The organism is Imhoffiella purpurea (genome assembly GCF_000585215.1).
Taxonomy (GTDB): Bacteria; Pseudomonadota; Gammaproteobacteria; order Chromatiales; family Chromatiaceae; genus Imhoffiella; species Imhoffiella purpurea.
Window position 1 is genome coordinate 98,289 of the sequence record NZ_AONC01000028.1, and the last position, 12,500, is coordinate 110,788.

General features: G+C 64.5%; 13 protein-coding genes and 1 tRNA gene. 3 read left to right on the plus strand and 11 right to left on the minus strand.

All coding sequences use genetic code 11. From position 1 onward, the window contains the following. Nucleotides 1-8 precede the first annotated feature (8 nt). Complete coding sequence (pgi, locus tag D779_RS09905; protein ID WP_043753224.1) at nt 9-1,655, minus strand: glucose-6-phosphate isomerase; 1,647 nt, start codon at nt 1,653-1,655, stop codon at nt 9-11. Nucleotides 1,656-2,088: 433 nt separating this feature from the next. Between pgi and glgA the strand changes: the two genes are divergently transcribed. Then, a complete protein-coding gene (glgA, locus tag D779_RS09910; protein ID WP_052348019.1) occupies nt 2,089-3,624 on the plus strand; it encodes a glycogen synthase GlgA in 1,536 nt (511 codons plus the stop codon). Between the two features lie 103 nt (nt 3,625-3,727). Here glgA and panD read toward each other — a convergent pair whose 3' ends face one another. The 4 genes from panD to pcnB all read right to left on the minus strand — a co-directional run bounded on the left by panD (nt 3,728) and on the right by pcnB (nt 7,541). After that, nucleotides 3,728-4,108, minus strand: coding sequence for an aspartate 1-decarboxylase (panD, locus tag D779_RS09915; RefSeq protein WP_043753226.1), 381 nt, complete (start codon nt 4,106-4,108; stop codon nt 3,728-3,730). A 266-nt stretch (nt 4,109-4,374) separates the two neighbouring features. After that, nucleotides 4,375-5,232, minus strand: a complete 858-nt coding sequence (gene panC / locus D779_RS09920; protein WP_043753227.1) for a pantoate--beta-alanine ligase — start codon at nt 5,230-5,232, stop codon at nt 4,375-4,377. Nucleotides 5,233-5,251: 19 nt separating this feature from the next. Further along, nucleotides 5,252-6,055 carry a 3-methyl-2-oxobutanoate hydroxymethyltransferase gene (gene panB / locus D779_RS09925; RefSeq protein ID WP_043753301.1) on the minus strand — a complete coding sequence of 268 codons (804 nt, stop codon included), beginning with the start codon at nt 6,053-6,055 and terminating at the stop codon, nt 5,252-5,254. A gap of 142 nt (nt 6,056-6,197) precedes the next feature. Beyond that, on the minus strand, nt 6,198-7,541 hold the full coding sequence (gene pcnB / locus D779_RS09930; RefSeq protein ID WP_081763442.1) for a polynucleotide adenylyltransferase PcnB: 1,344 nt from the start codon (nt 7,539-7,541) through the stop codon (nt 6,198-6,200). A gap of 171 nt (nt 7,542-7,712) precedes the next feature. Here pcnB and D779_RS09935 point away from each other — a divergent pair. Beyond that, nucleotides 7,713-7,787, plus strand: a tRNA-Glu gene (locus D779_RS09935). Nucleotides 7,788-8,026: 239 nt separating this feature from the next. On the opposite strand, the gene pufA is transcribed toward D779_RS09935, so the two are convergent. The 5 genes from pufA to queC all read right to left on the minus strand — a co-directional run bounded on the left by pufA (nt 8,027) and on the right by queC (nt 11,108). After that, on the minus strand, nt 8,027-8,176 hold the full coding sequence (gene pufA, locus D779_RS21640) for a light-harvesting antenna LH1, alpha subunit (protein WP_081763443.1): 150 nt from the start codon (nt 8,174-8,176) through the stop codon (nt 8,027-8,029). A 25-nt stretch (nt 8,177-8,201) separates the two neighbouring features. After that, nucleotides 8,202-8,348 carry a light-harvesting antenna LH1, beta subunit gene (gene pufB, locus D779_RS09940; protein WP_043753229.1) on the minus strand — a complete coding sequence of 49 codons (147 nt, stop codon included), beginning with the start codon at nt 8,346-8,348 and terminating at the stop codon, nt 8,202-8,204. Nucleotides 8,349-8,671: 323 nt separating this feature from the next. Next, on the minus strand, nt 8,672-9,304 hold the full coding sequence (gene queE / locus D779_RS09945) for a 7-carboxy-7-deazaguanine synthase (protein ID WP_043753231.1): 633 nt from the start codon (nt 9,302-9,304) through the stop codon (nt 8,672-8,674). Further along, nucleotides 9,301-10,398: a 6-carboxytetrahydropterin synthase gene (locus D779_RS09950; RefSeq protein ID WP_043753235.1), complete on the minus strand. Its 1,098-nt coding sequence runs from the start codon at nt 10,396-10,398 to the stop codon at nt 9,301-9,303. Before D779_RS09950 ends, queE begins: the two co-directional genes overlap by 4 nt. Beyond that, the gene (gene queC, locus D779_RS09955) at nt 10,395-11,108 is read right to left on the minus strand and encodes a 7-cyano-7-deazaguanine synthase QueC (protein ID WP_043753236.1); all 714 of its coding nucleotides are present in this window, start codon (nt 11,106-11,108) and stop codon (nt 10,395-10,397) included. The genes D779_RS09950 and queC overlap by 4 nt, the downstream gene beginning before the upstream one ends. A 104-nt stretch (nt 11,109-11,212) precedes the next feature. On the opposite strand from queC, the gene D779_RS09960 reads away from it, so the two are divergent. Further along, nucleotides 11,213-11,911, plus strand: coding sequence for a cytochrome b/b6 domain-containing protein (locus tag D779_RS09960; protein ID WP_043753237.1), 699 nt, complete (start codon nt 11,213-11,215; stop codon nt 11,909-11,911). A gap of 91 nt (nt 11,912-12,002) precedes the next feature. Here the strand turns inward: D779_RS09960 and D779_RS09965 are convergent, their stop codons facing one another. Further along, entirely contained in the window at nt 12,003-12,467 is a 465-nt protein-coding gene (locus tag D779_RS09965; protein ID WP_198295699.1) for a c-type cytochrome, read from the minus strand. Between the last annotated feature and the right edge of the window lie 33 nt (nt 12,468-12,500).

Genomic DNA, 12,500 nt, shown 5'->3' on the forward strand with positions numbered 1-12,500 from the left:
TCAGCAGGTCAGCCCTTGCGACGCCGGATGAAATGATCCAGCAGGGCGCGCGTCGAGGCGTCGTGATCGCCCGTCACCTTGCCCGCGCGGATCTCGTCGAGGATGACGTTGGCGAGCTTCTTCCCGAGTTCCACGCCCCATTGATCGAAGGAGTTGATGCCCCAGACGATGCCCTGGGTGAAGATACGGTGCTCGTAGAAGGCGACCAGAGCACCCAGGGTGTGCGGCGTGAGACGATCCATGAGGATGCTGTTGGTCGGACGGTTGCCGGGGAAGGTCCGGTGATGGGCGAGGAAGCGTGCACGCTCCTCCTCCATTCCGGCATCCAGCATCTCGGCCAGAGCCTCGTCATAGGTGCGGCCGCGCATCAGCGCCTCGGTCTGGGCGAAGAAATTGGCCATGAACTTGGGATGGTGATCGCCCAGCTCGTTGTGGCTGTGGATGGCCCCGATGAAATCGGCCGGGATCATCTGGGTGCCCTGATGGATGAGCTGGTAGAAGGCGTGCTGGCCGTCGGTGCCGGGCTCGCCCCAGACCACGGGGCCGGTGCTGTAGTCGACCGCGACGCCCTCGCGGGTCACGCCCTTGCCGTTGCTCTCCATGTCGCCCTGCTGCAGATAGGCCGGCAGGAAGCGCAGCGACTGGTCGTAGGGCAGCACGGCATGGGTGCGGGCGCCGGCGAAGTTGGCGTACCAGAGCCCGATCAGGCCCATCAGGGCCGGCATGTTCTCGTGCAGATCCGCGGTGCGGAAATGCTCGTCCATGGCATGGGCGCCCTCGAGCAGTTCGAGGAAGCGGTCCAGCCCGACCGCGAGCGCGATCGGCAGACCGATGGCCGACCAGAGCGAATAGCGCCCGCCGACCCAGTCCCAGAAGCCGAACATGTTGGCGGTATCGATACCGAAGGCGGCGACCTTCTCGGCATTGGTGGAGACGGCGACGAAGTGTCTGGCCACCGCCGCCGAGTCTCCCAGGGCCGCGAGCAGCCACTCGCGCGCGCTGGCGGCGTTGGTCATGGTCTCCTGGGTGGTGAAGGTCTTGGAGGCGACGATGAAGAGGGTGCGCGCCGGATCCAGGTGACGGACGGTCTCGACCAGATGGGTGCCGTCGACGTTGGAGACGAAATGGACCCTCAGGCTCTCGCTCTGATAGGGCGCGAGCGCCGCGCAGATCATCTTGGGACCCAGGTTGGAGCCACCGATCCCGATGTTGACGACGTCGGTGATGCGCTCGCCCGTGTGTCCGGTCCATTCGCCCGAGCGCACCCGGCCGACGAAGGACTCCATGCGCGCCAGAACCTTGTTGACCTCGGGCATCACGTCCTGACCGTCGACCAGGATGGGACGGTTGGAGCGATTGCGCAGGGCGATGTGAAGCACGGCGCGCCGCTCGGTGCTGTTGATCGGCTCGCCCTCGAACATGCGCCGGATCCAGCCCTCGAGATCCACCGCCTTCGCCAGGTCGATCAGCTTGTCGAGCGTTTCGGGAGTGACGAGATTCTTCGAGTAGTCGAGATGCAGCCCCGCGGCCTCCAGGGTCATGGACTGGGCACGGCGGCGATCGGCGGCGAACAGATCCTGCATGCGTACATCTTTCATCGCGTCCCAATGCGCTTGCAGGGCCTGCCATTGAGTTGTCTCGTTCACGAGCGACATGATGCTGGAATCTCCTGTAACGGATGAATCTGGAACCCAGGGAAACGCCGATTGACTGCGTTCACCGCCCAGGCCAAGGATGGCCCGGCATTTACATGCACCCGGTCGCTTGCAAATGGAGCCTGTCGGAAACCACGTTTTTCGGCTCGCAACCGAGTGTTATGCCAGGGAGGCATTCATTCAGTATCCTCCTGGGCGAATATCGGGGCGCATTGGACCATACTCGGGCGGATTGAGCGATGTCGGGGCATCCATGAGGGGAATGGCCTGCCAGACCCGATACCCGGGTCGAAGCGATACCGAGCCTTTCGACCCGGCACACATGGCCCGTTGGCTCGATCCGGGACAAGTGTGCTAACGTGATGTCTGCCATGAAATTCCCCGCTTCCAGTAACCACCCCAGCCACCCTCTCGCTGGACTACAGAGACCTCGATGGAGCAGTCACCCAACCAACCCGCCCAGGCCGCCTGGAATCAGGACCGCCAACGCATCCTGCTAGCCAGCAGCGAGGCGCACCCCCTCATCAAGACCGGCGGACTCGCCGATGTCGCCGCCAGCCTGCCGATCGCACTGCGCCAGCTCGGCCATGACGCCCGGCTGATCATGCCGGCCTATCCTCAGGCGACGCGCCAGCTGCGCGAGCCCAAGACGCTGTGCGAATTCAGGATCCCGGGCTGCCGCGCGAGCGTGCGCCTGCTGGAGGGATGGCATCCGGACGCCGATCTACCCGTCTATCTGGTGGACGCGCCCGAATATTTCCATCGCGAGGGCAACCCCTATACCGATCTCAGCGGCCGCGACTGGGGCGACAATGCCGAGCGTTTTCTGCTGCTCTGCCGCGTGATCGCCCATGTCGCCTATGGCCTGCCCGGCATCGGCTGGCGGCCGGACGTCCTGCACTGCAACGACTGGCAGACCGGCCTGGCGCCCGCATTGATGTCGGACCTTCCGGACCGCCCTGCCAAGATCTTCACCATCCACAACCTGGCCTATCAGGGGCTCTTCGACCGCGCGACCTTCGATCGGCTGGGCCTTCCCCCCGCGCTCTGGACGCTGTCCGGGCTCGAATTCCATCAGCGGCTGTCCTTCATCAAGGGCGGGATCGTCTTCTCGGACCGAGTCAACACCGTCAGTCCCACCTATGCCGAAGAGGTGCGCACGCCCAGGTTCGGCTGCGGCCTGGACGGTCTGCTGCGCCAGATCGGCAACCGCTTCAGCGGCATTCTCAACGGCATCGACTATCAGGTCTGGAATCCGGCGACGGACCCCACGATCATGCAGAACTACGACTCCGACTCCTTCGGACTCAAGGCGGAGAACAAGCTCGACGTGCAGCGCGAATTCGGCCTGCCTCGCAGCGAGGACGCCTTCGTATTGGGATATATCGGACGACTGGTCGAGCAGAAGGGCGTGGATCTGATCCTGGCGATGCTGCCGCAACTCCTCGAGGACCCGCGCATCCAGCTGATGATCGTGACCTCGGGCGAGCGCCATGCCGAGCAGGAATTGCTCGAGATCGCAGAACGCTACCCGCGTCAGGTCGGCGTCTTCATCGGTTACGACGAGTCACGGGCGCACCGCATCGAGGCCGGTTGCGACAGCTTCCTGATGCCCTCGCGCTTCGAGCCCTGCGGACTGAACCAGATCTACAGCCTGCGCTACGGAACGCCGCCCATCGTGCATCGCACCGGCGGACTGGCCGACACGGTCACGCACGCGACCCAGGAGGCCCTCGCCGCAGGAACCGCGACCGGGTTCCTGTTCGACGAGCCCCAACCCCAGGTGCTGCTCGGAGCGATCCGCCAGGCGGTCGATCTCTATCGCAACGACCCCGAGGGCTGGAGACGGCTGGCGACGACCGGGATGGCCCAGGACATGAGCTGGGAGGCCAGCGCGCTGCGCTACCTCCAGCTCTACACGGATGCCATCCTGGAGCGTCAGTCGCACGCCGACGCAGCATCGGCCTGAGCCGCACCCTAGGCGCGACTCAGGCGGAAGAGGGACCGCGCCATCGCCCGGAGATCTCGGCGTCAAACCGCACCGACCTCGACCAATGGCCCGGGCCGAAGCCTCAGGCGGCCTGAGCCGGGATGGCGTCTCCGGTACGGATGACGCGATTCGCCTCGTTGAGATAGACGAGACTCGGCTTGTGGGCATCGGCCTCCGCCTCGGACATGCCGGCGTAGGCGCAAATGATGACGCGATCGCCCGGCGCCGCCTTGTGCGCGGCGGCACCGTTCACCGAGATGATCCGCGAGCCGGCCTCGGCGAGGATGGCATAGGTGGTGAAGCGCTCGCCATTGGCGACGTTGTAGATCTGGATCTGCTCGTACTCGCGGATCCCGGCCAGATCCAGCAGCTCCGCGTCGATGGCGCAGGAGCCCTCGTAGTCCACTTCCGAATGCGTCACACAAGCGCGATGAAGCTTGCACTTCAGCAAGGTTAAATGCATTGACTCAATCCTCTCAATGGCCCTGATGGCCTCTCAATGGCACTGACGGCCACGTCTTCAAGGGTTCGATCGAGAAACCCGATAAAGACTATTTGTTTCAGTTCGAACCAAGTCTACCGCAGCATTTGCTGCAATGCAGCACTCGGTTATTCAAGATACCGACGCGGAACATCCGCACCTGTCTCATCGACCGCCTGGACCGCCCCCGGCGATGCGGGGATGCATCGCCGTCGCCATGGACCCATGGGAGGGCCATGCCGAAACCCTCATCGAGCGGCGGTCCGGCGGATCCGCAGGTTATCGATCAGGCGCGCCCGCCCCAGATAGGCGGCGGCGAGCACGACCAGGTCCTCATCCGTCTCGGCCGCTGGCGCCAGATCGGCCGCGGCCCTGATACTTATATAGTCGGGCCGCAGGCCCGCCTCGCCGATCGCGGCCGCGGTCGCGGCCTCGACCTCGGAGATGGAGGCGCCGGCGGCCAACACCGACTCCACGCCGAGCAGTGCGCGGTGGAGCCCAGGCGCCAGGGCGCGCTCCTCGGCGGTCAGATAGCCATTGCGCGAACTCATCGCGAGGCCGTCGGACTCGCGCGCGATGGGTACGCCGACGATCTCGATCGGCATATTCAGGTCGGCGACCATACGCCGAATCACCAGCAGTTGCTGAAAATCCTTTTCGCCGAACAGGGCGACATCGGGCTGCGCCATGTTGAACAGCTTGCAGACCACCGTGGCGACTCCCACGAAGTGGCCCGGACGGGTCGCGCCGCAGAGGATATCCGAAAGCTCCGGGACCTCGATCCGCGTCTGCGACTCCTGACCATTCGGATACATGACCTGAGACGTCGGCGTGAACAGCAGATCGCAACCCGCCTCCATAAGCCGGCGCTGATCCTCGACAAGGGTCCGCGGATAGGCGTCCAGATCCTCGCTCGGGCCGAACTGCAGCGGATTGACGAAGATGGTCGCCACCACTCGATCGGCGCGACGGCACGCCTCCTCGATCAGCGAGAGATGACCGCGATGCAGATTGCCCATGGTCGGGACCAAGGCCACGCGCCGGCCGGCCGCGCGCCACTCGGCGACGCGCTGGCGAAGATCTTCGAGAAGCTCGATGCGCTCCATGTGTTCTCCGAACGATGGGTCAGTAGATTGTTTCAGCGGAACTGGGGAATGTGCCCTCGCGCACGGCGGCGGCATAGGCGGCGACGGCGGCAGCGACCGAATCGCGCCCGGCCATGAAATCGCGGCTGAAGCTCGGCGAACGACCGGGGTTCAGCCCCAGCATGTCGTGGAGCACCAGCACCTGGCCATCGCACTCGGCACCGGCGCCGATGCCGATGACCGGCATGCTCAGGGTGCGCGAGATCTCGCCCGCGAGCGCCTCCGGAACGCATTCGAGCACCAGCATCACGGCACCGGCATCCTGGAGCGCGAGCGCCTCGTGCCGGATCGCCTCGGCCGACGCATGATCGCGCCCCTGATAACGATAGCCCCCGAGCCGATTCACCGACTGAGGCATGAGTCCCAGATGGGCGCAGACGGGCACGCCCTGCTCCGACAGGTGGCGCACGATCTCCAGCATGGGCGCACCGCCCTCGATCTTGACCACCTGCGCCCCGCCCTCCTGCATCAGACGGGCCGCGCCGTCGATGGCGCGATCCAGGGTCGCGCAGGCCAGAAAGGGCAGATCCGCCACCACCAGCGCGCGCTCGCATCCGCGCATGACGCAGGCGGTGTGGTAGACCATCTGATCGAGGGTCACCGGGACCGTGGTGCGGTGCCCCTGCAGAACCATGCCCAACGAATCCCCGACCAGCATGAGGTCGACTCCTGCACCATCGAGCAGGCGTGCAAAGGTGGCGTCGTAACAGGTGAGAGAAACGATCCGCTCGCCCCGCGACTTCATGGCGGCGAGGCTGGAAACGGAAATCGGAACGGCGGACATGCATGCCTCCGCGAAAAAACGCATATGGATAAGGAAGATAGTGGCATGACCGACATGGCGCCACCTCGTCGCGCGGCTACGAACCGGCCGGGCACCGGAGGCTTGATAGGGATCCGGCCAGCCGGTGCAACCGGAGATCGCCTCAGCCGGACACCTCGCTGGCCGAGGCGGAGGGCTTGCGCCTGCGGCGCCGCGAGCGGGATCGCCGTCGCTTGGTGCCCGACTCGGTCATGCTCGCCCGCTCCTGGCTCGTGGCATCCTGGAAACGTGTCCACCAGGAGGCCAGCTCCGAGTCGGCCTCCCCTGCCTCGGCGCGCAGCAGCAGGAAATCATAGGCCGCACGGAAGCGGGGGTGGGCGATCAGGCGATATGGACGCTTGCCCTCGCGCTGCTCCAGACGGTGCTGAAGGGCCCAGATCTCGCGCATCGGCAGCGAAAAGCGCTTGGGAATCGCCACCAGAGACTGCTGTCGCGAACAGACCTCGACCGAGGCCGCCTGAATGACATCGATGGGATTCCCGCCCTCCCCCAGCAGCCGCTCGTAGGCCCGGCGGACCGGCTCCCAGAGCAGGATGGCGAACAGGAAGGCCGGCGTGGTCGGTTTGTCGTCCCGCAGACGCAGATCGGTGTTGGACAGACCACGACTGACGAAGGTGACGGGAAACGCCTGATCCTCGCACGCCAGACAGGCCTCGGTCGCCGGAAACAGATGGCCGAAGAGACCGTAATGACGCAGCTTCTCGAACACATCCAGCCCGTATCCCGAGTGGAACAGCTTGATGAGTTCGTCGAAGAGACGCGCGGCCGGGATATCGTGCAGCAGATGGCCCAGCTCGAAGAGCGGGCGCTCGGTCTCTGTATCGATGGTGAAGCCGAGCTTGCAGGCGAAACGCACCGCGCGCAGCATCCGTACCGGATCCTCGCGGTAGCGCTGTTCCGGATCGCCGATGAGACGCAGTCGGCCGGCGCGCAGATCGGCCAATCCATCGGCGTAATCGATCAAGGAGAAATCGGCGATATCGTAATAGAGCGCATTGATGGTGAAATCGCGTCGCAGCGCGTCTTCTTCGATGGAGCCGTAGATGTTGTCGCGCACGATCATGCCGTTTTCCAGGCGGCGATCCGGATCCTCGCCATCGCTCTCCTCCCCGCTGCCGCGGAAGGTGGCGACCTCGATGATGTCGCGGCCGAAATGGACATGGGCGAGCCGAAACCGCCGGCCGATCAGGCGGCAGTTGCGAAAGACCTGGCGCACCTGTTCCGGGGTCGCGTCGGTCGCGACATCGAAATCCTTAGGCTCGTGCCCGAGCAGCAGATCGCGGACACCTCCACCCACGAGATGGGCCTGATAGTTCTCCTGCCGCAGGCGATACAGCACCTTGAGCGCGTTCTCGCTGATGTTGGCGCGGGAGAGGTTGTGCTCTGGACGCGGCACGATCAAAGGGCGTGCGCTCCTCGTATCTGATTCGGGGTCGGATTCCTGCATGACCGTAACTGAAAGCGGATTCCTTGTGGCGCCAATGCGGCGACTTGGATTCAGGGAACGCCAGATCCGGCCTCCACACATCCAAGAACGACCGTTCATGATGGCGATGTTAACAGCCGCTTGTCGTGCGGCAGAATCTGCGTATAATACGCCATTCTTAGATGCATTACCGCTCTCTTCGTCTAGTGGTTAGGACGCTGGCCTCTCACGCCGGTAACAGGGGTTCGAATCCCCTAGAGAGCGCCATACCCGGAAGGGCCGCACCCAGGTGCGGCCCTTTTTCTATGCGCGACGATCACACCCGCGCAGCACCAAATCGCCTCGGGCCCGAGAGGCGACAGCCGACACCATGACCCATGAAGCGGAGGATTCAGCGGCCCCAAACGCAATCGGCGCCGGCCACCCGAAGGCAACCAGCGCCGATCTGGATCTCAGCCGACTTGCGACCCGGACCGGACGAACCGCCCCGGACCAGTCGGGTCAGATCACTGCCAGCCGAGACCGACGGCGAAAACCACCCAATGCACAGCGATGGCGAGAACCAGCAGCGCATAGAAGATGGGCATCAGCCAGGTGGCAGGATTCACGACGAGCCAGATTTTCCAATCGTCAGCAGGATTGTTGGGCTTGCTCATGATATTAGCCTCGTGTTAACTCGAATTAGAACCAAGGATTGGCAGCGATGACGAACAGGTGCGCCAGGGCAGCCAGACCGACGAATGCGGTGTAGGTAACCTTGAACTGCTCGTGGAATTCTTTAGCCTGCTGATCGGTCAAACCGGAAAGACTCATTTGCTCGGTCTCCATGCGGGGTTTGCTGGTAACACCACCCTTGGGGGCGGCAGGGGTTTTCTTGTCAGCCACTGAGAGCTGGCCTCCGTACGGGTAACTCTGACGCCGCCTCAATCATGTGCGTATGGTTGGCGCCGTAACGCTGACCGCTGAAACATTGCCCAACCCGACCTCGAACAGCTGGACCGGGAGAACTGCCGTGCGATCTTGCGTGTCATCTTAGCTTTACACTGGATATTGTCAACACGAATTTACACGAGAATTTCGCCGGAAAGCTGGGTGAACGACGGCGTGGCGGCCGAGCGGATTCCGTCAGAACGCCGTAACAATTTGAAATTCTATGGAATTCCGACCAGCTTATGCATCTGGACGCTCAACCGCCACCCTGGATGGGCCTTGCAGTAGGCGATCGCGGTCGCCGTATTCTCAGTCATGGCAGGACCGTCCATGGGCTGGAGGAAACGATGCTCGAATGCAAGCCCAGCGAAACGCTCCGGCATCGCCTCCGGCTGAGGATAGACGAGCTTGAGTTCGTTTCCGGCCGTGATGCGCAGCTCCGAATTCGCCTTTGGACTCACGCAGATCCAGTCGATGCCCGGCGGCGCCGATATGGTCCCATTGGTTTCGACGGCGATCTCGCACCCGCGCGCGTGCAAGGCGTCGATCAGCTCGCGATCGAGCTGCAGCAGTGGCTCGCCCCCCGTACAGACGACATAGGGTGCGACCGCCCCATCGGGCCAGAGCGAGCGCACGGCATCGGCCAATGCGTCCGCATCCTCGAAACGTCCGCCGCCCTCACCGTCGGTTCCACGAAAATCGGTGTCGCAGAATCGGCAGACGGCGGTCGCCCGATCCTGCTCGCGTCCGCTCCAGAGATTGCAGCCGGCGAAACGGCAGAAGACGGCCGGACGCCCGGCCTGGGCACCCTCGCCCTGCAGGGTGTAGAAGATCTCCTTGACGCTGTAGCTCATGACGGCAGCGCCGGGCCCAGCTCGCCCCAGCAGAGCGAGGCCCCACAGCCCGGGGTCTCGTGCAGATCGATCCGATCCAGCTGGGGCAGCCCGCCGAGCGCCGCCTCGCGGATCCACAACGCCAGACTCCCCGGATCGGCCGCCGAGAGGCCATGCAGCCCGTCCAAGCGATGATGGTCGAGCCGGCGATAGACGGGATCGAAGAGGCGCTTGACGTCGCCGTAGTCCACCGTCCAGCCCAGCACGGCGTCCAGCGGCGCGGTGAGATGCAGCCGCAGCAGATAACTGTGACCATGGAGCCGGCGCCGCGAGTCGCCCTCGGGCGCCAGCTCCAGCCGAAGCGCGGACTCGAACCGCTGCTCCTTCCAGATCCGGTAGTGCTCGCCGTCATAGTGGCAGCCGGCGGTCGCGGTCTCGTAGACGGTCACCCAGGACAGCGCCGGCAAGCGCGGCGTCAAGCGCTCCCAGATCCAGCGCGAGAGCATCTCGCTGGTCGGATTCTCCAACCCGGGGATCTCGTTGAGACAGGCATGATGCAGCTCGGCCTGCAAGGGTGCCCAGAGCGCCGCGAGCCGATCGAAGTCGATGCCCATGTCCGCGCCCGCCAGGCTCTGATCGGCATGCAGGATGACCTCGAAGCCGTGACCGTGCATCCTCCCGCACTGATGCCCCTCGGGCACGTTGGGCAACCGATGCGCGGCCTCGAAGCGGAAGCGGCGCCAGACATGCACCCGATCCTCCCCATCATCCAGATCGGCCCCCTGCTCGCTGGTGCTCTGGACGCCGATCGAGGCCACCCCGGGCACATCCAGCCGATCACGCAGCCATCGGGCGAGGTTCTCGTCGGTCGGAACCGGCAGCAGCTCGTTCAGATCGCGATAGTCGAGCGCCTCGACGGCACCCGCGAGCGACTCCAAGAGCGCACCGGACTCCGCCCCCCGGAAGCCGCCCCAGTCCTGAGGAAGCCGAGCGCGCACCTTGGCGAGAAAGCTGTGACCGTGGAGCCGCCTGGCACGATGCCCCTCGGGCAGGATGGCGACGCGACGGGCCGACTCGAAGGGGGCGGCGGCGACATGGAAAAGCTGTTCGGTCATGAATCCTTCTCGGAAATGGAAATGTCGAAACGGGCGAGGAGCGGATCGCGCAAACGGGCCTCGGCGAAGCCCTTGGCCCTGAGCGAGCAGGAATCGCAGGCACCGCAGGGCCGGCCGTCCTCGCCCGGATCGTAGCAGCTGCTGGTCAGGCCATAATCGACCCCCAGCCGCAAACCGCGGCGGATGATGTCGGCCTTGGACAGCTCGATCAGCGGCGCGTGCACATGAAAATGCTGACGTCCCTCCACACCCGCGGCGGTCGCCAGATTGGCCATGCGCTCGAAGGCATCGATATATTCGGGGCGACAGTCCGGATAGCCGGAATAGTCGAGGGCATTGACCCCGATGAAGAGATCGCTCGCCTTCAGCACCTCGGCCCAGGCCAGGGCGAACGACAGAAATACGGTATTTCGGGCCGGCACATAGGTCACCGGAATCCCGCTCGCCATCGCGTCCGTCTCGCGCCCCTTGGGCACCTCGAGATCGTCCGTGAGGGCGGACCCGCCGAACCGCCGCAGATCGATGTCGGCGATGACATGCTCGGCGACTCCCATCGACTCGGCGATCCGCGCCGCCGAGCGCAGCTCGACCGCATGCCGCTGTCCATAGCGGAAGGAGAGCGCATAGGGCGCGTATCCCTCGGACTTGGCGATCGCCAGGGCCGTCGCCGAATCGAGCCCGCCACTCAATAAGACTACTGCGCGCTTCATCGTGCCTCCTCATCGCGGCTGAAATGGAGATGGGTGTCTTGGCCTCGCACCCAAGGTTGAGCGACACTCGTCATACGACTTATCAAAGACCGAAACCCCGACAGATGCAAAGCAACCGTATCAAACTCTGGGACCTTCCCACCCGCATCACCCACTGGGCGCTCTTCGTCCTGGTCGCGCTCGCCTTCGTGACCGGGCTGACGGGCGGCAACCTGATCGTCTGGCACGGATGGATCGGACTCGCCATCCTCGGGCTGATCGTCTTCCGTCTCGCCTGGGGCCTGGTCGGATCGACCTATGTCCGCTTCGCCACCTTCGTGCGCGGTCCGGGGGCGATTCTCGACTATCTGCGCGGACGCTGGCACGGACTGGGGCACAATCCGCTGGGCGCACTATCCGTGCTCGCCCTGATCGGACTGCTGCTGTTCCAATCCCTGAGCGGACTCTTCGCCACGGACGACATCGCCTTCGAGGGCCCATTGAACGACATGGTCAACGGCAACACCGGCATCTGGCTCAGCGGCCTGCATCGTCAGGCGATCTGGCTCATCGGCGGACTCGTGTGTCTGCACATCTGCGCCATCCTCTTCTACACGCTGGTGAAGCGAGACAATCTCGTCATCCCCATGCTGAGCGGATACAAATCGGTCTCGGATCCGAATGCCCGTTCGGCCACCGGGGGCGGCCCGATCGCCTTCATCCTCTCCGTCGCCATCGCGGCCGGAGCGGTCTGGGTCGCCGACGGCGGACTCATTCCTCCGCCTCCGCCACCCCCACCGGCGAGCGCCATCCCGAACTGGTGAGCGGACGCCCGCCACCCGCTTCAGAGAGCCCGAAAACCGAAAGGCCGCCCAATGGGCGGCCTTTCGGCACGAACCGTCAGGAACGACCGGCTCAGTCGGCGCGATACTTCTTGTGGCAGGCCTTGCAGGCGGCACCCAGGTCGCCGAACGCGGCCTTGACCTCGGCCGGGTCGCCACCCTGAGCGACCTCGGCGAGGTTGTCGGCGGCAGCGACGAAATCGTGCGCCAGCTTGCCCACGTCTTCCATGTTCTCGAACATCTCGGGCTTCACCCGGGTCTTGACGTCGCCGACGTCCTTATCGGTGCCGGGACCATAGAGCGCGCCCATGCCGGAATTGGCGATCGCGGCGATGGTGTTGGCGGCGGCCGACACCTGGTCGGCATTGTACTCGCCCTGGAGATTCGCCTTGATCTTGCCCATGTTCCAGCCCATGAAGCTGTAACCAGCCTGACGAAGCTGGATCTGCTCCTCGGGCTTGAGATCTGCGGCGACGGCTGTGCTGGCGAGAACGACGGCGGCAAGACCGAGGACTGAGCTGGCTAGCATTGGTTTCATCGACAATCTCCATTCAATGATTGATGTGTCAGG

Excerpts from the sequence above, each read along its gene's own strand:
- pgi (WP_043753224.1), bottom strand. The coding sequence starts at position 1,655 with ATGTCGCTCGTGAACGAGACAACTCAATGGCAGGCCCTGCAAGCGCAT.
- glgA (WP_052348019.1), top strand. The coding sequence starts at position 2,089 with ATGGAGCAGTCACCCAACCAACCCGCCCAGGCCGCCTGGAATCAGGAC.
- panD (WP_043753226.1), bottom strand. The coding sequence starts at position 4,108 with ATGCATTTAACCTTGCTGAAGTGCAAGCTTCATCGCGCTTGTGTGACG.
- panC (WP_043753227.1), bottom strand. The coding sequence starts at position 5,232 with ATGGAGCGCATCGAGCTTCTCGAAGATCTTCGCCAGCGCGTCGCCGAG.
- panB (WP_043753301.1), bottom strand. The coding sequence starts at position 6,055 with ATGTCCGCCGTTCCGATTTCCGTTTCCAGCCTCGCCGCCATGAAGTCG.
- pcnB (WP_081763442.1), bottom strand. The coding sequence starts at position 7,541 with ATGCAGGAATCCGACCCCGAATCAGATACGAGGAGCGCACGCCCTTTG.
- pufA (WP_081763443.1), bottom strand. The coding sequence starts at position 8,176 with ATGAGCAAGCCCAACAATCCTGCTGACGATTGGAAAATCTGGCTCGTC.
- pufB (WP_043753229.1), bottom strand. The coding sequence starts at position 8,348 with ATGGAGACCGAGCAAATGAGTCTTTCCGGTTTGACCGATCAGCAGGCT.
- queE (WP_043753231.1), bottom strand. The coding sequence starts at position 9,304 with ATGAGCTACAGCGTCAAGGAGATCTTCTACACCCTGCAGGGCGAGGGT.
- D779_RS09950 (WP_043753235.1), bottom strand. The coding sequence starts at position 10,398 with ATGACCGAACAGCTTTTCCATGTCGCCGCCGCCCCCTTCGAGTCGGCC.
- queC (WP_043753236.1), bottom strand. The coding sequence starts at position 11,108 with ATGAAGCGCGCAGTAGTCTTATTGAGTGGCGGGCTCGATTCGGCGACG.
- D779_RS09960 (WP_043753237.1), top strand. The coding sequence starts at position 11,213 with ATGCAAAGCAACCGTATCAAACTCTGGGACCTTCCCACCCGCATCACC.
- D779_RS09965 (WP_198295699.1), bottom strand. The coding sequence starts at position 12,467 with ATGAAACCAATGCTAGCCAGCTCAGTCCTCGGTCTTGCCGCCGTCGTT.